Annotated in this window: 14 protein-coding genes; 13 read left to right on the top strand and 1 reads right to left on the bottom strand. The window is 68.4% G+C overall.

Features of this window, described 5'->3' with window-relative positions; translation table 11 throughout:
- Window positions 1-197 precede the first annotated feature (197 nt).
- Window positions 198-476 carry a DUF7538 family protein gene (locus AC4NMM_RS04340; protein WP_491923620.1) on the bottom strand — a complete coding sequence of 93 codons (279 nt, stop codon included), beginning with the start codon at window positions 474-476 and terminating at the stop codon, window positions 198-200.
- A 117-nt stretch (window positions 477-593) separates the two neighbouring features.
- On the opposite strand from AC4NMM_RS04340, the gene rnz reads away from it, so the two are divergent.
- From rnz to polC, 13 genes are all read left to right on the top strand, one after another.
- The gene (gene rnz / locus AC4NMM_RS04335; RefSeq protein ID WP_491923619.1) at window positions 594-1,523 is read left to right on the top strand and encodes a ribonuclease Z; all 930 of its coding nucleotides are present in this window, start codon (window positions 594-596) and stop codon (window positions 1,521-1,523) included.
- Between the two features lie 856 nt (window positions 1,524-2,379).
- Window positions 2,380-3,306, top strand: a complete 927-nt coding sequence (locus AC4NMM_RS04330; RefSeq protein ID WP_096394103.1) for a replication factor A — start codon at window positions 2,380-2,382, stop codon at window positions 3,304-3,306.
- Entirely contained in the window at window positions 3,307-3,972 is a 666-nt protein-coding gene (locus AC4NMM_RS04325) for an RPA family protein (protein ID WP_096394102.1), read from the top strand.
- 164 nt (window positions 3,973-4,136) lie between these two features.
- A complete protein-coding gene (locus tag AC4NMM_RS04320; RefSeq protein WP_004598641.1) occupies window positions 4,137-4,541 on the top strand; it encodes a DUF8146 domain-containing protein in 405 nt (134 codons plus the stop codon).
- Window positions 4,542-4,911: 370 nt separating this feature from the next.
- Window positions 4,912-6,015: a pyruvate dehydrogenase (acetyl-transferring) E1 component subunit alpha gene (gene pdhA / locus AC4NMM_RS04315; protein WP_096396179.1), complete on the top strand. Its 1,104-nt coding sequence runs from the start codon at window positions 4,912-4,914 to the stop codon at window positions 6,013-6,015.
- Window positions 6,016-7,002, top strand: coding sequence for an alpha-ketoacid dehydrogenase subunit beta (locus AC4NMM_RS04310; RefSeq protein WP_096394101.1), 987 nt, complete (start codon window positions 6,016-6,018; stop codon window positions 7,000-7,002).
- A gap of 87 nt (window positions 7,003-7,089) precedes the next feature.
- A complete protein-coding gene (locus AC4NMM_RS04305) occupies window positions 7,090-8,772 on the top strand; it encodes a dihydrolipoamide acetyltransferase family protein (RefSeq protein WP_491923618.1) in 1,683 nt (560 codons plus the stop codon).
- The gene (gene lpdA, locus AC4NMM_RS04300; protein WP_491923617.1) at window positions 8,772-10,199 is read left to right on the top strand and encodes a dihydrolipoyl dehydrogenase; all 1,428 of its coding nucleotides are present in this window, start codon (window positions 8,772-8,774) and stop codon (window positions 10,197-10,199) included. The genes AC4NMM_RS04305 and lpdA overlap by 1 nt, the downstream gene beginning before the upstream one ends.
- A gap of 355 nt (window positions 10,200-10,554) precedes the next feature.
- Complete coding sequence (gene katG / locus AC4NMM_RS04295) at window positions 10,555-12,684, top strand: catalase/peroxidase HPI (protein ID WP_096394098.1); 2,130 nt, start codon at window positions 10,555-10,557, stop codon at window positions 12,682-12,684.
- Between the two features lie 298 nt (window positions 12,685-12,982).
- Window positions 12,983-13,312 (top strand): DUF5783 family protein, encoded by a 330-nt coding sequence (locus AC4NMM_RS04290; protein WP_004598655.1) that lies wholly within the window; start codon window positions 12,983-12,985, stop codon window positions 13,310-13,312.
- A 79-nt stretch (window positions 13,313-13,391) separates the two neighbouring features.
- A complete protein-coding gene (locus tag AC4NMM_RS04285; protein ID WP_004598656.1) occupies window positions 13,392-13,781 on the top strand; it encodes a NifU family protein in 390 nt (129 codons plus the stop codon).
- 231 nt (window positions 13,782-14,012) lie between these two features.
- Window positions 14,013-14,432, top strand: coding sequence for a PPC domain-containing DNA-binding protein (locus AC4NMM_RS04280; RefSeq protein ID WP_004598657.1), 420 nt, complete (start codon window positions 14,013-14,015; stop codon window positions 14,430-14,432).
- Between the two features lie 40 nt (window positions 14,433-14,472).
- Window positions 14,473-19,578: a DNA polymerase II large subunit gene (gene polC, locus AC4NMM_RS04275; protein WP_491923616.1), complete on the top strand. Its 5,106-nt coding sequence runs from the start codon at window positions 14,473-14,475 to the stop codon at window positions 19,576-19,578.
- Window positions 19,579-19,618 lie beyond the last annotated feature (40 nt).

The following is a 19,618-nucleotide window of genomic DNA, read 5'->3' as shown; positions in this document are numbered from 1 at the left end:
GGCAAATAGGTTTCCTTCGAACCGAAATACATCGGCAGAAAACGCCGGTAACGAGCGGCCGATCGGACGATATCGCCCTCGCGAGCCGCGGTCGACGGCGGAGGCGCCTCCGGTCGTGCCGGGACGACTGGGCGCGCGCGCCGGCATCGGTCCGGCGACCGCCCGGCGGCCGCGGACCCGGCGACCCCGAGGCGGACTCAGAGCTCGCGCCGTTCCACGTCGGGATCGATCCCGGCCTCGTCGAGGTCCTCGCGGACGCGCCGCCGGAGCGGATCCGGAACGCCGTCGCGCGGGACCGGCGCGGCCGTTCCGCCTTCCTCGTCGTCGGTCGGGACCGCCCAGTAGAGCACGCGGGCCGTCTCGGCGTAGAACTCCACCGCGTAGCGGTCGTTACCCCCTTCGTAGTGGACGCGGGCGGCCGCGCCCTCCGCGCGCCACCCCTCCTGTCGGACTAAGGCGGCGATCGGCTCTCGCATGCCCCCGCTCGGGCGGCCGGACTCATGTGGGTGTCGGCCGACCCCCGCGAGGCCGAGCCGGCGGTTCCTTCCCCCCACATCGACACCGGTTTACAACCGCCGCCCCGACGACCCCGCATGTCTCTTCGCGTCACGTTCCTCGGGACGGGCGGCGCCGTTCCCACCGTCGAGCGCGGGGCGAGCGCCGTCTTCGTCAACCGCGAGGGCGACCGCTTCCTCTTCGACTGCGGCGAGGGCACCCAGCGCCAGATGATGCGGTACGGCACCGGGTTCGGCGTCGACCGCGTGTTCGTCTCGCACCTCCACGGCGACCACGTCCTCGGCATCCCCGGCCTCGTCCAGACGCTCGGGTTCAACGACCGCACCGACCCGCTGACGGTCCACTGCCCGCCGGGGACCGACGACCACCTCCGCGACCTCGTCCACGCGGTCGGCCACGACCCGGCGTTCCCCGTCCGGATCGAGCCGGTCGCCCCCGGCGAGGTCGCCTACGAGACCGACGAGTACGCGGTGCGCGCGTTCGAGACGGAACACCGGACCGTCTCGCAGGGGTACGTCCTGGCGGAGGACGACCGCCCCGGCCGGTTCGACCGCCCGAAGGCGGAGGCGCTCGGCGTCCCGGTCGGCCCGAAGTTCGGGCGCCTCCACGAGGGCGAGCCCGTCGAGGCCGAGGACGGCACGGTCGTCGAGCCCGAGCAGGTCGTCGGCCCGCCGCGCCCGGGCCGCAAGCTGGCGTACACCGCGGACACGCGCCCGCGAGAGTCGACGGTGGAAGCGGCCGAGGGCGCCGACCTGCTGATCCACGACGCCACCTTCGCCGACGACATGGCCGACCGCGCCCGCGACACGGCCCACTCCACCGGCCGCGAGGCGGGGTCGATCGCCGACCGCGCGGACGCGAAGCGGCTCGCGCTCGTTCACATCTCTTCGCGTTACGCTGCGGACGCCTCCCCGATCCGCCGCGACGCCCGCGAGGAGTTCGACGGAGAGTGCCTCCTGCCCGACGACGGCGACCTGATCGAGGTGCCGTTCCCCGACGCGGACTGAGACGTTGACGGTTCGACCGGTCGGTCCTCCCCGAATGATTTTGTGACCGGCATGGAGACCGCCGAAGCCCTAGCCGCTCGGCTGTACGACGGCGGTTTTATTTATAAACAGCCGATCGATGCGGGCAGCACCGAAGACCTAGTCGCTCGGCTGTACGATGGTGGATTTACTTATAAACAGCTGATCGATATGGACACCACCGAAGCCCCAGTCGCTCGGCTGTACGATGGCGGTTTTATTTATAAACTACCGATAGATACAGAGGCCACCGAAGCCCCAGTCGCTCGGCTGTACGATGGCGGTTTTATTTATAAACTACCGATAGATACAGAGACCACCGAAGCCCCAGTCGCGAGGCGGGCGCACGCTCGCTGCGGTCCTCAGTCGTTCGCTCCGCTCACTCCTTGCGGTCCTTACATCGCCTGCGCCCGCCTCGCGACTGCCCCTTCGAGTCCCACCCCGCACCGCAGCCTCACGCCTCCCCAGCCTCGTCGCTGGCACCCTCCGCTTCGCTCCGGGAGCCAGCGACTCCCTCGCGCGTGCGACTCGCAGCCTTTGGCTGCTCGTCGGCACGCGCCACCGCTCCGCTTCGTCACCTCCGTCGAATCTTCTCCTGTGTGACCCCGAACCGTGTGATCGTTCCACTCGAAACGAAGCCCGCGCACGGCTGACGGGCGTCTGACGCGAGCGAGGTCGTCCCGTCGGTCGATCTTCTCGGATCGAAAGAACACCGCGTAGCGGCCCGCAAGCGGGCGTTTCGTTCCACTTTCACCGCGGTCACGTACATTTTAATACCATCTGGAACCAACCGTCGTACGCCTCCCACTGAAAACAAGACCGGAGGCGGAGACACCCCATGAGCGAACTGCGACAGGAAGCGGAAGCGATAGCGGAACAGTTCTCGGACCACACCGACGTCGACCCCGACGACGTCGAGGAGCGGCTTGAGACGCTCGTCGACGAGTACCGCGTGCCGCTCGACGAGGCGAGCCGGAGCGTCACCAACAGCTACCTCGAAGACGCCGGCATGGAGCGCGACGAGCTCGGCCGCGGCGGCAGCGAGGAGGTCCTCGTCAACGACATCGACGAGGACGAGCAGTGGGTCGACCTGCGCGTGAAGCTGGTCGACCTCTGGGAGCCGCGCAGCGACTCGATCTCGCAGGTCGGCCTGCTCGGCGACGAGTCGGGCACGATCAAGTTCGTCGCCTTCGAGACCTCCGACCTCCCCGAGTTAGAGGAGGAGCAGGCGTACGAGCTCTCGAACGTCGTCACCGACGAGTACGAGGGGAGCTACTCGGTGAAGCTCAACCGGACGACGGGTATCACCGAGATCGACGAGGAGATCGAGGTCGGCGACAACGCCGACACGGTCGAGGGCGCCCTCGTGGACATCCAGTCCGGATCCGGGCTGATCAAGCGCTGCCCCGAGGAGGACTGTACGCGCGTCCTCCAGAACGGTCGCTGCTCCGAACACGGCCAGGTCGAGGGCGAGTTCGATCTGCGGATCAAAGGCGTCCTCGACGACGGCGAGACCGTCACCGAGGTCATCTTCGACCGCGAGGCCACCGAGGAGCTCACCGGCATGACCCTCGAGGAGGCCAAGGACATGGCGATGGACGCGCTCGACACCACCGTCGTCGCCGAGGAGATGGGCGAGGACGTGCTCGGGCGCTACTACCGCGTCACCGGTCCCACCTTCCGTCGGTACGTCCTGGTCGACGAGATGGAGGACCCCGGCACCGTCGACGTTGAAACTGCGCTGATCGAAGCGAGGTCGATTTAAATGAGCCAGTCAGCCCCCACCCGAGAGGTCGCCCGGCGCGTGTTCGCCACCGAGTTCAACGACGCCGGCTACACGTTCACCGAGTCCGACGACGAGCGCGCCCCCGTCTACGCGCTGTTGCCGACGGGCGAGTCATCGAACCGCGTGTTCTTCGTCGGCACCCTCACGGAGAAGGAGGACGTCGGCGAGGACAGCGAGTACTGGCGCGGTCGCATCGTCGACCCGACGGGCACGTTCTTCGTGTACGCCGGCCAGTACCAGCCGGAAGCCGCTTCCAAGCTCCGGGACTTAGAGCCCCCGGCCTACGTCGCAGTCGTGGGGAAGCCCCGGACCTACGAGACCGACGACGGCACGGTCCGGGTCTCCGTCCGCCCCGAGTCGATCACCGAGGTCGACGCCGCCACCCGCGACCGCTGGGTCGCGGAGACCGCCCGCCGCACCGTCGAGCGCGTCGCCGCGTTCGACGACGAGGGCAACGAGTACGCGCGGATGGCCCGCGAGGAGTACGACTTCGACCCCCAGACGTACAAGGCCGCCGCGCTGTCGGCGCTGGAGGACCTCGACGAGAGCGACGACGAGCTCGCGGGCGACGAGTCCGGGAGCGACGACGCCGCGCTCGACGACGCGTCGGACGGGACCGACCCGGCCGGCGCGCCCGAGCCCTGACGCGGCCGGCGGCTCGGCGTTCTGACGCGGTCGACGTGCCGGAGCGCCGACGCGCCGATCCCGGTTTTCGCGACGTTCGGCGCGGTTCTGCCGCCGAACGCGGTTCTCGTTCTTGCGATCGTCTGACAAACGCTTAAGTGATCCGCGGAACGAACGGTCCGATAATGGGCAACAAGAACAAGACGATCTCGTTCCGCGTCAACGAGGACGCGTTCGAGACCCTCCGCGACATCGCCGAGGAGCGAGACATCTCCCTGTCGGCGGTCTTCCGGGACTACGTGGATACGCTCGTTGCCCACGACGGTCAGGTCCGGGTCATCCCGGAGGCCGAACTGGACAGCATGGGCGACAGCGGGGAGTCGTTCCCCCCGAAGATCGAGGTCCCGAAGAGCTTCGTCCGCGAGCACGAGCGGTTAGAGCTCGAGGCCGAACACCTCCGCGAGCAGCTCGAAGAGCACAAGCGCTACGTCAACTACCTCCGCGAGCAGCTGGAGGACGGCGACGAGGAAGTGATCCAGCTGGAGGACCTCGACGGCGAGCCCGACGAGCCCTCGTTCCGCCTCGGGTAGCGGTCCGGTCAGCTTCAGACACCCATCGCGGCCGATCTTCTCGCGCCACTCGCGACCGCCGAACCGTGACACGCACGATCGGCGAGCCGCGGCGCCGCGACGTCCGGCTCCCCCGACGTCCGGCTCCCGCGTCGGCCGACCTACTGCGCGCGAAAACCTTCCTGTTCGTCCGTTACTGACCGACGAAACGCCCATCTTGGCGAAAATATTGCCGAACGACTCGGAGTTTGTTCAGAAACGTCCGATTCTCTCCGAATCTGATGGACGGTCTCTCAGCGCGAAGCCGCTATTTCTGATTATACTAAATTATTTACGAAAACGATATTACCCGGGCGGTGGACGTATCGGACATGCGAAGGTGGGTTCGACCGTGACCGTGTTCGACAGGGCGTACGACGATACGGTTCGCGTCCTCGACGAGGACGGCGAGGTCGTCGGCGACGTTCCCGACCTCGACGACGACTCGCTCGTCGAGATGTACAGGCACATGCGGCTGGCGCGCCACTTCGACGGCCGCGCGGTGAGCCTCCAGCGGCAGGGCCGGATGGGGACGTACCCCCCGCTCTCCGGGCAGGAGGGCGCCCAGATCGGGTCGGCGTACGCGCTCGCCGCGGACGACTGGATGGTCCCGTCGTACCGCGAGCACGGCGCCGCCCTCGTCCACGGGCTGCCGCTCAAACAGACGCTGCTCTACTGGATGGGCCACGAGGACGGCAACAACGCGCCGCCGGACGTCAACGTCTTTCCGGTCGCCGTCCCGATCGCGTCGCAGGTGCCCCACGCGACGGGCGCTGCGTGGGCCTCGAAGCTCCGCGGCGAGGACGACGCGTTCATCTGCTACTTCGGGGACGGCGCGACGAGCGAGGGCGACTTCCACGAGGGGGTCAACTTCGCCGGCGTGTTCGACACGCCGACCGTCTTCTTCTGTAACAACAACCAGTGGGCGATCTCCGTCCCCCGCGAGCGGCAGACCCGGAGCGCGACGCTGGCGCAGAAGGCGGAGGCGTACGGCATCGACGGCGTCCAAGTCGACGGGATGGACCCGCTCGCGGTGTACAGCGTCACGGAAGCGGCCTTGGAGAAGGCGCGGGACCCCGAGGCGGACCGGCCGCGGCCGACGCTCATCGAGGCGGTCCAGTACCGCTTCGGCGCGCACACGACCGCCGACGACCCGACCGTCTACCGCGACGACGACGAGGTCGAGCGCTGGAAGCGCAAGGACCCGATCGACCGGCTGGAGTCGTACCTCCGCGGCGAGGGCGTCCTCGACGAGGAGCGCGTCGCGGAGATCGAGTCGTCGGTCGAGACGCAGGTCGCGGACGCGATCGACGCGGCGGAGTCGATGGCGCGGCCCGACCCCAGAGAGCTGTTCGAGCACGCCTACGCGGAGCTTCCGCCGGAACTGGAGCGGCAGTACGAGGAGTTCGCCGCGCTGCGCGACGAGCGCGGCGACGCGGCGTTCCTGGAGGACTGAATGACCGAGACACAGAACCTCACGCTGGTACAGGCGGTCCGAGACGGATTACACACCGAACTTCGCGAGGACGACGACGTCGTCGTGATGGGCCAGGACGTCGGGAAGAACGGCGGCGTCTTCCGCGCCACCGAGGGCCTCTTCGACGAGTTCGGCGGCGATCGAGTGATCGACACGCCGCTCGCCGAGTCGGGCATCGTCGGGACCGCGGTCGGGATGGCCGCGATGGGGATGCGACCGGTCCCGGAGATCCAGTTCTCCGGGTTCATGTACCCCGGCTTCGACCAGATCGTCTCGCACATGGCGCGGTTCCGAACCCGCAGCCGCGGGCGGTTCACGCTCCCGATGACGCTGCGGGCCCCCTACGGCGGCGGCATCCGCGCGCCGGAGCACCACTCCGAGTCGAAGGAGGCGTTCTACGCCCACGAGGCGGGGCTGAAGGTGGTGATCCCCTCGACGCCGTACGAAGCGAAGGGGTTACTCGCGGCGTCGATCCGCGACCCCGACCCGGTGATCTTCCTCGAACCGAAGCTGATCTACCGGGCGTTCCGCGAGGAGGTGCCCGAGGAGCCGTACACGGTCCCCATCGGCGAGGCGGCCACCCGCCGCGAGGGCGACGACGTCGCCGTGTTCACCTACGGCGCGATGACTCGCCCCACGCTGGAGGCCGCAGAGACGCTCGGCGAGGAGGGGATCGAGTGCGAGGTCGTCGACCTCCGGACGATATCTCCGCTGGACCGCGAAGCGATCGTCGAGGCGTTCGAGAAGACCGGCCGCGCGGTCGTCGTCCACGAGGCGCCGAAGACGGGCGGGCTCGCGGGCGAGATCACGGCGATCCTCCAGGAGGAGGCACTGCTGTACCAGGAGGCGCCGATCGGCCGCGTCACTGGATTCGACGTGCCGTACCCGCTGTACGCCTTAGAGGACTACTACCTCCCGTCCGCGGCCCGTATCGAGGAGGGAATCCTGGAGGCGGTCGAGTTTTAAGATGGCCGCCGGAGATACACCCATGAACACCGAGGACCGGCGCACGACCGTCGAGCGCCGACGCGCGACCGCCGAGGTGGTCGATCGATGACCGTCAAGGAGTTCAGGCTGCCCGACGTCGGCGAGGGCGTCGCGGAGGGCGAACTCGTCAGCTGGCTGGTCGCGCCCGGCGACCGCGTCGAGGAGGACCAGCCCGTCGCCGAGGTCGAGACCGACAAGGCGCTCGTCGAGGTGCCGTCGAGCTACGACGGGACCGTCGAGGAGCTGTTCGTCGAGGAGGGGGAGATGGTCCCCGTCGGCGACGTGATCATCTCGTTCCGCGTGGACGAGGAGGGCGATGCCGAGGCGGGCGCCAGCGACGACGCCGACTCGGCCGCAGCGTCCGATTCCGAGCCGGACGCGACCGCAGACGAGGCGGACGCGAGCGCGGGCGACACCGCCCCGGACGCGGAACCCGCCGCAGAGTCCGAACCCGACACGCCCTCCGGACGAACCTTCGCGCCGCCGTCGGCCCGCCGGCTCGCCCGCGAGCTGGGCGTCGACGTCGCCGCGGTCGACGGGAGCGGTCCCGGCGGCCGCGTGAGCGAGGCCGACGTGCGGGCGCACGCCGAGGGCGGGGCCGCCGCGAGCGGCGGGGACTCCGACGGCGACGCGCCGACGCCGCGGCCCGCGCCGACCGACACCGGATCGGGCGAGCGGAAGTCCGCGGTCAGCAAGCGGGGCCCCGCCGACTCCGCGGATTCCTCCGCGGCCGGCGCTGGCGGCGATGCCCCCGAGCCGGCGGGCCGCGAGACGACGCTCGCGACGCCCGCGACGCGGAAGGTCGCGCGCGAGCGCGACGTGGACATCGACGACGTGCCGACCGACGAGACCCGCGACGGCGAGGCGTTCGTCACGGCCGACGCCGTGAACGCGTACGCGGACGCGTTGGAGTCGCCGGCAGAGCCGACTGCGGAGCCGGAACCGGTCGACGCGGAGCCGACCGACGCGGACGCGACCCCGGAGCCCGCCGCGACGGACGCGGCCGCCGCCTCGGGGACCGCGCCGACCGAGCGCGACGGCGACGAGACGGTCCCCTACCGCGGCGTCAGGCGCACCATCGGGAAGCAGATGGAGCGGTCGAAGTTCACGGCGCCGCACGTCACCCACCACGACACCGCCGAGGTCGACGCGCTCGTCGAGGCGCGCGCGGACCTGAAGCCGACGGCCGAGGCGAAGGGGGTGAAGCTCACCTACATGCCGTTCGTGATGAAGGCCATCGTCGCCGGGCTGAAGGAGCACCCGTACCTCAACAGCGAGCTCCGCGAGGACGAGGAGGAGATCGTGCTGAAGGGCGAGTACAACCTCGGGATCGCGGTCGCGACCGACGCCGGCCTGATGGTCCCCGTCGTCGACGACGTCGACGAGAAGGGACTCTTCGAGCTGGCCGACGAGGTGAACGACCTCGCCGCCCGCGCCCGCGAGCGGAAACTCAAACCTGACGAGATGAAGGGCGGCACGTTCACGATAACCAACTTCGGCGCCATCGGCGGCGAGTACGCCACGCCGATCATCAACTACCCCGAGACCGCGATCTTGGGGCTCGGCGCCATCGAGGAGCGCCCCGTCGTGCGCGAGGGGGCCGACGGCGAGAGCGAGGTCGTCCCGGCGCCGACGCTGCCGCTGTCGCTGTCGATCGACCACCGGGTCGTCGACGGCGCGGTCGCGGCCGAGTTCGCGAACACCGTCATGGAACACCTAGAAAACCCCCTGCTGCTACTCAACGAATAATGGTCGTCGGAGACGTCACCACGGGAACGGAGGTACTGGTCATCGGCGCGGGGCCGGGCGGCTACGTCGCCGCCATCCGCGCCGCACAGGAGGGGCTCGACACGACCTTGGTCGAGAAGGACGCCTACGGCGGCGCCTGTCTCAACCGCGGCTGTATCCCCTCGAAGGCGCTGATCACGGGGAGCGGCCTCGCCCACGAGGCCGGCAACGCGGAGTTCATGGGCGTCCACGCGGACCCCGCCGTCGACATGGGGAAGATGGTCGAGTGGAAGGACGGCGTCGTCGACCGGCTGACGGGCGGCGTCGAGAAGCTCTGTAAGGCGAACGGCGTGAACCTGATCGAGGGGACCGCCTCGTTCGTCGGTGAGGACACCGTTCGCGTCGCGCACGGCGGCGACGGGCAGGGCTCCGAGACGCTCTCGTTCGAACACGCGGTTATCGCGACCGGATCGCGGCCGGTCCAGATCCCCGGCTTCGAGTTCGCGGAGGACCACGTCTGGAGTTCCGCCGAGGCGCTCGACGCCGACACGGTCCCGGACCGACTCGGGGTCGTCGGCGGCGGCTACATCGGGATGGAGCTGGCGACGACGTACGCGAAGCTCGGCGCCGACGTGACGGTCGTCGAGATGCTCGACGATATCCTCGACCCCTACGAGGACGACGTGAAGCGGGTCGTTCGCGAGCGCGCGAAGGAGCTGGGCGTCGAGTTCAACTTCGGCGAGGGCGCGAGCGAGTGGTCGGAGGCGCCCGACGGCGGCTACCTCCTTCACACGGAGACGGAGGAGGGCGAGGAGTCGACGTACGGCGTCGATAAAATCCTCGTCGCGGTCGGCCGCCAGCCCGTCACGGACGGGCTCGACCTGGAGAGCGCCGGGATCGAGACCGACGAGCGCGGGTTCATCGACACCGACGACCGCACCCGCACCGCGGTCGAGCATATCCACGCCGTCGGCGACGTCGCCGGCGACCCGATGCTCGCGCACGCGGCCTCGAACGAGGGGATCGTCGCCGCCGAGGTGATCGCGGGCGAACCCGCCGCGATGGACCAGCAGGCGATCCCCGCGGCCGTCTTCACCGATCCCGAGATCGGCACGGTGGGAATGACCGAGGCGGAGGCCGAAGACGCCGGCTTCGAGCCCGCGGTCGGCGAGATGCCGTTCAACGCCTCCGGGCGGGCGATGACGACCGGCCACACCGAGGGGTTTGTCCGGATCGTCGCCGACGAGGAGACCGGGTTCGTCCTCGGCGGGCAGATCGTCGGGCCGGAGGCGTCGGAGCTGATCGCCGAGGTCGCGCTCGCGATCGAGATGGGCGCGACCTTGGAGGACGTGGCCGCCACCGTCCACACCCACCCGACGCTCGCGGAGGCGGTGATGGAAGCGGCAGAGAACGCCCGCGGGCAGGCGATTCACACGCTGAACCGCTGACCGCGCTCGACCCTTCCGTGGCTGAACCGCCGACCGCGTTCGACCCCTCCGTGTTCCGTGCGGCCGCGATCCTCGCCCCGCCAAGGTCCCGCGACGAAGCGAAGCGATGCGCCGCCGAGTCCCTGAATGTGACTCTCACTCACGACGGTCGAACTGTCGAAAAGACGACTCGTCGCCGCCGGCAGCGGACACTTACCGCGCGGTAAACCTCTCGGAGCGCCGCTGCGGTCCCTGTCGTCGACTTCGCGGATCCACAAATAGAACTTCATTATTTCGATAGAAACCCTCTGTTATAACGATGATTCTCTTTCCGAAGTAGACAATATTATCTGCGACGAGGGGCGACCATTTCTTGATGGCTAGTAACACCCAAGAGTGGTGGCCGGACCAGTTGGACCTGGAGCTACTCGATCAGAACTCCGCCAATATCGGTCCCTACGACGAGGACTTCGACTACGCGGCGGCGTTCGAGGAGCTCGACCTCGACGAGGTCAAATCCGACCTCGAAGACGTGATGACCGACTCGAAGGAGTGGTGGCCCGCCGACTACGGACACTACGGGCCGCTGTTCATCCGGATGGCGTGGCACAGCGCCGGCACGTACCGCTCGCTCGACGGGCGCGGCGGCGCCGCGGGCGGCCACCAGCGGCTCCCGCCGATCAGCAGCTGGCCGGACAACGTGAACCTCGACAAGGCCCGGCGGCTGCTGGAGCCGGTCAAGACGAAGTACGGCGAGAAGCTCTCGTGGGCGGACCTCATCGTGCTCGCCGGCAACGTCGCGCTGGAGTCGATGGGCTTCGAGACGTTCGGCTTCGCCGGCGGCCGCGAGGACGACTTCCGCGGCGACGACGCCGTCGACTGGGGCCCCGAGAGCGAGTGGGAGATGACCTCCGAGGAGCGCTTCGACGAGCAGGGTGACCTGAAAGCGCCGCTCGGCAACACCGTGATGGGCCTCATCTACGTCAACCCCGAGGGGCCCAACGGCGAGCCGGACCTCGAGGGCTCGGCGAAGAACATCCGCCAGTCGTTCAGCCGCATGGCGATGAACGACAAGGAGACCGTCGCGCTCATCGCCGGGGGCCACACCTTCGGGAAGGTCCACGGCGCCGACGACGGCGACAACCTCGGCCCCGAGCCCGAGGACGCCCCCATCGACCTCCAGGGCCTCGGCTGGGACAACGAGTTCGGCGAGGGGATGGGTCCCGACACGATCACCAGCGGCATCGAGGGGCCGTGGAACGCCACCCCGACCGTCTGGGACATGAGCTACGTCAACAACCTGCTCAGCTACGACTGGGAGCCGGAGAAGGGTCCCGGCGGCGCGTGGCAGTGGACCACGAAGAACGACGAGCTCGACGACGCCGCGCCCGGCGTCGCGGACCCCGACGACAAGGAGGACGTGATGATGCTCACGACGGACGTGGCCCTGAAACACGACGACGACTTCCGGGCCGTCCTTGAGGAGTTCCGCGACGACCCCGACGAGTTCCAGGAGACGTTCGCGAAGGCGTGGTACAAGCTGATCCACCGCGACATGGGTCCGCCGGAGCGATTCCTCGGCCCCGAGGTCCCGGAGGAGACGATGATCTGGCAGGACCCCCTACCGGAGGCGGACTACGAGACGATCGGCGACGCCGAGGTCGCGGAGCTCAAGGATGCGCTCCTCGACTCCGGACTCTCGACCGGCGAGCTCGTCAAGACCGCGTGGGCGGCGGCGTCCACCTACCGCGACAGCGACAAGCGCGGCGGCGCCAACGGCGCCCGCATCCGCCTCGAACCGCAGCGGAGCTGGGAGGCCAACGAGCCCGAGCAGCTCGCCGACGTCCTCTCGACGCTCGAAGACGTCCAGGCCGAGTTCAACGAGTCGCGCGCCGACGACGTCCGCGTCTCGCTCGCCGACCTCATCGTGTTGGGCGGCACCGCGGCCGTCGAGCAGGCCGCGGCCGACGCCGGCTACGACGTCGAAGTGCCGTTCGCGCCCGGCCGCGTCGACGCCACCGAAGACCAGACCGACGTCGACTCCTTCGAGGCGCTCAAGCCCGACGCCGACGGCTTCCGCAACTACCTCGGCGACGCCGACGAGGACGTCGAGGATCTCATGGTCGACAAGGCGGACCTGCTGAACTTAACCGCCAGCGAGATGACCGTGCTGGCCGGCGGCCTGCGCGCGCTGGGCGCGACCTACGCCGACCGCACGGCGTTCACCGACGATCCCGGCACGCTCACCAACGACTTCTTCGTCAACCTGCTCGACATGGAGTACGAGTGGGACGAGGTCACCGACGCCGAGGACCTCTACGAGGTCCGCGACCGCGACACCGGCGAGGTCGCGTGGGAGGCGACGCGCGCCGACCTCATCTTCGGCTCGAACGCGCGGCTCCGCACCGTCGCGGACGTGTACGCCAGCGACGAGGAGAAGTTCGTCGAGGACTTCGCCGAGACGTGGAGCGACGTGATGAAGCTCGACCGCTTCGACCTCGACTGAGGTCCCCCGGTCGCCGTCGGTTTTCTTTTCGAGTCCGCTCGGACCGGTCCCGGTAGTTCCCGGTCCGTCGCTCGGCGACGTCGGTCCGACTCCCTGTCCTCGTCCGACTGAGTCCGCGGCTCACGACGAGGCGTGGCGTACCGGTCGCCGCGCCTGAGAAATTCTATATCGCGGCATGCGATTTATTTCACCGTCCACGGTCGAATCTCTCGTCCGACCGTACGCTCGGTTTTCGGTCCGTTTCGGCGTCTCGACGGCGATCGACCGCCTTTTTTCCCGCCGGACCCTCGCTCGCGACATGGCCGACGAGTTCGACCCGGAGAAGTTCGAGGACAAGTACGCGCACTACTTCAACGAGCTCCAGCGGGCGTACAAGAACGCCTTCGAGCAGATGAACGACCGGTACGACTCGGAGCTGATCCACGGGATCGACCAGACCGTGCTCAACGAGTCGGAGCCGTTCTACGAGGACGGCGAGTTCCGCGTCGAACTCCCGGAGAACCCCCGCGAGCGCATCCGCGGCGCCGTCGCGGTCGACGACGAGACGTTCGAGGAGACGCTCGAGGAGTACGTCGAGCGGATCGAGTCCGAGCTGTACCGCACCCTCGGCGTCGATCGCCCGGAGTGACGGGGCACGACGGGGCGGTGTCGCGGCCCGTATCCGCCCGAACCAAAGGCATAAGCCCGCCGCCCGCCAACTCGCGGGCATGAGCACGGACACCGACGCGGCTGACGCGGAAAACGAACTCCGCGAGCGGATCACGAACTTCCTGCGGCGCAACTTCCCGCAGATCCAGATGCACGGCGGGAGCGCCGCCATCGCCCACCTCGACCGCGAGAAGGGAGAGGTGACGGTCCAGCTCGGCGGCGCCTGCTCCGGCTGCGGTATCTCCCCGATGACGATCCAGGCGATCAAGTCCCGGATGGTCAAGGAGATCCCCGAGATCGAGACGGTCCACGCGGACACCGGCGCGTCCGCCGGCGCCGACGGCGACCTCGGCGGTACCAGCAGCGGCGGCGGGATGTCTCCCTCCTTCCCCGGCGAGACGACCGACGACGACGGCGGCGACGACGAAGGCCCCCAGGCCCCGTTCTGAGCCGGTTCGACCTCCGAGCCTCTCCTCTCTCTTCCCGCTTCGCCAGTCGCATCGCCGCCGATAGTCGACCGTTCTCGCAGGTTTGCGGCATCGTAACGGGTCTTCCGTCGTTTCTTCCGTGTCTCTCTATCGACGCTAGCTAAATTTTATATCGCTATATCAAATTCACTCCGCCGGTCCCGCTCGGTCCGACTGAAGCCTTTTTCTCCCCGGCCGCCGTGGGGAGTTGCTATGTACCATCGCGAGGTCGAACCCACGGCGGAGTACGTCGCGCGGTTCGAGACGGGCGCCGACTGGCGCGAGGAGATAGAGAGCCTCGCCCGCGAGGAGGACGTCGAGGCCGGCTGGTTCACGGCCCTCGGCGCGGTCCAGGACGCGGACGTCTGGTTCTACGACCAGGAGGAGACCGAGTACCGCTCGGTCACCTTCGACGAGCCGCTGGAGGTGGCCGCCTGCGTGGGCAACGTCTCGCTTTTGGAGGGGGACGTGTTCGCGCACACCCACGCCGTGCTCTCGCGGCCGAGCGGGCAGGCGCTCGCGGGGCATCTCGACTCGGCGACGGTCTGGGCCGGCGAGTGTCACCTGCGCGCGTTCGCCGAACCGCTGGAGCGCTCGCACGACGAGGCGACCGACCTCGACCTGTGGCTGTGACCCGACGAACGCGCCGCGCGGTTCCCTCGACCGAGGCCCGATGAGACCGGACGACGAGCGCTACTTCGCGCGGATCGAGGAGCGGCTCGACGAGGCGTGGGACGTCGCGGAGACGGCCAAAGAGCAGGGTCGGGACCCGGAGCCCGAGATCGAGATCCCGGTCGCCCGCGACATGGCGGACCGCGTCGAGAACATCCTCGGCATCGACGGCGTCGCGGAGCGCGTCCGCGACCTGGAGGGCGAGATGTCCCGCGAGGAGGCGGCGCTGGAGCTGGTCACCGACTTCGTCGACGGCAACGTCGGCGACTACGACTCCCGCGAGGGGAAGATCGAGGGAGCCGTCCGCACCGCCGTCGCGCTGCTCACCGAGGGCGTCGTCGCCGCGCCGATCGAGGGGATCGACCGCGTGGAGCTGCTGGAGAACGACGACGGCACCGAGTTCGTCAACGTCTACTACGCCGGTCCGATCCGGTCGGCGGGCGGGACCGCGCAGGCGCTGTCGGTGCTCGTCGCCGACTACGCTCGCTCGCTGCTGGGCATCGACGAGTACAAGCCGCGCGACGTGGAGGTCGAGCGCTACGCCGAGGAGATCGCCTTGTACGACAAGGACACGGGGCTCCAGTACACGCCGAAGGACAAGGAGTCGAAGTTCATCGCGAAGCATATCCCCGTCATGCTCGACGGGGAGGCGACGAGCGACGAGGAGGTCTCGGGGTTCCGCGACCTCGAGCGCGTCGACACCAACTCCGCGCGCGGCGGGATGTGCCTCGTCGCAGCCGAGGGGATCGCCCTGAAGGCGCCGAAGATCCAGCGGTACACGCGCGACCTCGACGAGGTCGACTGGCCGTGGCTCCAAGACCTGATCGACGGGACGATCGGGAAGGACGGGGCCGGCGACGGGGACGCCGCGGCGTCCGACGCGGCCGATGGGGACGACGCGGAGGACGGTGACGGCGAATCGGAAGAGGCGGGCGACGAAGCCGCCGCCGACTCCTCCGAGGCTGACGCGGATGGCCCGCCCCGCGCCGAGCCCTCCCAGAAGTTCCTCCGGGACCTGATCGCGGGCCGGCCCGTCTTCACCCACCCGAGCGAGGCGGGCGGGTTCCGCCTCCGGTACGGCCGCGCGCGCAACCACGGGTTCGCGACCGGCGGCGTCCACCCCGCGACGATGCACATCGTCGACGACTTCCTCGCCGCGGGCACCCAGATCAAGACGGAGCGGCCGGGGAAGGCCCACGGCGTCGTCCCCGTCGACTCCATCGAGGGGCCGACGGTCCGGCTGGCGAACGGCGAGGTCCGGCGGATCGACGACCCGGACGAGGCCAAGGCGGTCCGCAACGGGATCGAGAAGGTGCTCGACTTAGGGGAGTACCTCGTCAACTACGGGGAGTTCGTCGAGAACAACCACCCGCTCGCGCCCGCGTCGTACGCGCCCGAGTGGTGGGTCCAGGAGTTCGAGGCGGCCGGCGCCGACGTCCGCGCGCTGCGCGACGACCCGCACGTCGACCTCGAGCACCCGTCGGTCGACCGGGCGCTCGAGTGGGCGCGCGAACACGACTGCCCGCTCCACCCCGAATACACCTATCTCTGGCACGACGTGTCGGTCGACGCGTTCGAGGCGCTCGCCGACGCGGTCGCCGCGGGCGATGTCGTCGAGGGCGTCCTCGCGGTCGAGCGCACCGACCCGGTTCAGGACGCGCTGGAGTCGCTTTTAATCGAGCACGCGGCGACCCCCGACGCGCTCCGGATCCCGACGTGGCGCCCGCTCGCGCGGTCGCTCGGGATCGACGACGGCCTCCGGAGGACGTGGGACGCGGCCGACCTCTCGGCCGCGGCCCGGGGGTACGCCGACGGGGAGAACGCGATCCGCGCGGTCAACGAGGTCGCCCCCTTCGAGGTGCGCGAGCGCGCGCCCACCCGGATCGGAAACCGGATGGGTCGCCCGGAGAAGTCGGAGAGCCGCGACCTCTCGCCCGCGGTCCACACCCTCTTCCCGATCAACGAGGCGGGCGGCCCGCAGCGCGATGTCGCAGAGGCGGCCAACACGATGGACGACACCGGCCGCCGGGGCCGACACGAACTGGAGGTCTCCGACCGGGTCTGCCCGGACTGCGGCGAGCACACCTACGCCGCGCTGTGTCCCGACTGCGAGACGCACACGGAGCCCCACTACGAGTGCGGCGACTGCGGCACCGTCTGCGAGCCGGATGAGGCGGGCCGCGTCGAGTGCCCGAACTGCGAGTGGGAGGTGACGGCCGCGACCCGCCAGGAGGTCGACGTCAACGACGCGTACCGCTCCGCGTTGGAGACCGTCGGCGAGCGTGAGTCCGCCTTCGAGATCCTGAAGGGGGTCCAGGGGCTCACCTCGCGGAACAAGACGCCCGAGCCGATCGAGAAGGGCGTCCTCCGCGCGAAGAACGGCGTCACCTCGTTCAAGGACGGCACGGTCCGGTACGACATGACCGACCTCCCGGTCACCGCGGTCAAGCCCGCGGAGCTCGATGTCACCGCCGACCACTTCCGAGAACTGGGGTACGAGACCGACGTCGACGGCGAGCCGCTCCGCCACGACGACCAGGTGGTCGAGCTCCGGGTCCAGGATATCGTCCTCTCGGACGGCGCGGCCGAGCACATGCTGAAGACCGCGGACTTCGTCGACGACCTCCTCGAACAGTTCTACGGGCTCGACCGCTTCTACGAGGTGAACGAGCGCGACGACCTCGTCGGCGAGCTCGTCTTCGGGATGGCGCCCCACACGAGCGCCGCGACTGTCGGGAGAGTGGTAGGTTTCACCTCGGCCGCGGTCGGATACGCTCATCCGTACTTTCACGCCGCGAAACGTCGGAACTGCTTCCATCCGGAGACGAAAATCTGGTACGAGGACGAGACCGGTCAGCTACGATACGACGAAATCGAGGCGTTCGTCGAGACGTACCTCGATCGATCCGACGTCGAGTTCGACGACTTCGGAACGGCTGTCGGCGAACTGGAGGGTGTCGACGGAAACCTGCGCATTCCGTCGCTGACCGCGGACGGCGATCGTGTCTCTCGTCCGGTAGAAGCAGTTAGCAAGCACGACGCACCGAACCACCTCGTGCGGGTTCGTACCGAGTCAGGTCGATCGATAACCGTCACTCCAGACCACGGGGTTCACGTGTACGACGACGACCGGGACGAGGTCGCCAGCAGAGAGGCGCGAGAACTCGACGCGAACGACAGGCTGGTGATCCCCGACTCGATCGGGTCCGACGACATCAGTCGGGACCCGCAGCGGTTCGACCTACTCGCCGAGTTTGTCCGGTCTGACGCGGTTCCGACCGACCGCCTTATGATCAAGGGGCTGGACAAAGACCGGCTGTACGATCTCTTCGAGGACGCTTTCGCGGATGACTGGGACGGGCGGTTCTATCCCCTCCAGAGCATGACCGAAGTGTTCGAGACGAACAAAAAGACGCTGAGTAACTACCTATACCGGGAGAGCTTCCCTGTCTCGTATCTTCAGCAGTGTTTCTCCTCGCTCGACGAGATGCTCGCGTTCGTTCCGGACGACGTCACCCTCGGAATGAAACGCGATCGCACGGAGATCGATCGGTTCGTCGATCTCAACGAGCGCGTTGCGACGCTACTCGGCTACTACGCGGCGGAAGGGTTCGCCCGCGAACAGGAGACGCCGAAGGGGACGATCCACCAGACGACGATCTGCGGGACGGAAACGGAGGCGAGGGAGTTCTTCCTCAACGTTTTGCGAGAGGAGTTCGGGGTCGACCCGTACGAAGAGAATCACGCCAAAGTGACCGTCTCCGGTCGCCTGTTGCGTGCGTTCTTCGACTCGGTGCTCGACTCCGGTGTGTACGCACACACGAAGCGAGTCCCTGATCGGATCTTCGGTGCACCCGATGAGATCGTCGGAGCGTATCTGAGTGGCTACTTCAGCGGCGACGGCAGCGTGGACGACGGGTCGCTCCGAATCACCGCGACGACGGTGAGCGAGGAGCTTCGAGAGGACTTGATCGGTCTCCTGCGGCGGCTCGATATCCACGCGACCGTCGACCGACCGAAGAGGGTCCAACTCCACGATAAGTTCCCCGAGTTCTACGACGAGAGCAATCCGCGGATGACCGCGCAGACGTACGTCCTCAGTGTCTCGTCACACGACGCCGTTCGGTTCTCCGAAATTGCCGGCTTCCACCTCTCTCGGAAGCGCGACCGGCTGATGGAGAACGTCTCGTCCGTCGAGCCGTACGCACCGAAGGTGTCGGACGGCGGATCCGGAGAGTACCTCGTCGAGAATGTCGACGAAGTGGAAGTCGTCGAGAGCGACGTTGAGCACGTGTACTGCCTCACCGTCGAAGACACGCACTCTCTCGTTGCGAACGACCTGTCGGTCGATCAGTGCGATGGTGACGAGGATTGCGTGATGCTGCTCATGGACGGACTTCTCAACTTCTCGAAAGAATTTCTGCCGGACCAGCGCGGCGGGCGGATGGACGCCCCGCTGGTGATGTCCTCACGGATCGACCCCTCGGAGATCGACGACGAGGCGCACAACGTCGACATCGTGCGGGAGTACCCGCTGGAGCTGTACGAGGCGTCGCGGGAGCTGGCCGATCCGGAGGCGGTCGAGGAGCTGATCCAAATCGGCGAGGACACGCTCGGCACCGACGACGAGTATCACGGGTTCGACCACACCCACGACACGACGGACATCGCGATGGGGCCGGACCTCTCGGCGTACAAGACGCTCGGCGACATGATGGAGAAGATGGACGCGCAGCTGGAGCTGGCGCGGAAGCTGCGCGCGGTCGACGAGACCGACGTGGCCGAACGCGTCATCGAGTACCACTTCCTGCCGGACATCATCGGCAACCTGCGGGCGTTCTCTCGGCAGGAGACGCGGTGTCTCGACTGCGGCGAGAAGTACCGGCGGATGCCGCTGACGGGCGAGTGCCGCGAGTGCGGCGGCCGCGTGAACCTCACGGTCCACGAGGGGTCGGTGAGCAAGTACGTCGACACCGCCATCGAGGTCGCGGAGCGGTTCGGCTGCCGGCCCTACACGAAACAGCGGCTGAAGGTGTTAGACCAGTCGCTGGAGTCGATCTTCGAGGACGACACGAACAAGCAGTCGGGCATCGCGGACTTCATGTAGCGGTCCGGGACTGCGTGCGCCCAACCCGGGTCGGGGCCTC

The organism is Halorubrum sp. SD41 (genome assembly GCF_058630335.1).
The sequence above is the reverse complement of the archived record's forward strand: the minus strand, read 5'-3'. Positions and strand labels throughout refer to the sequence as shown.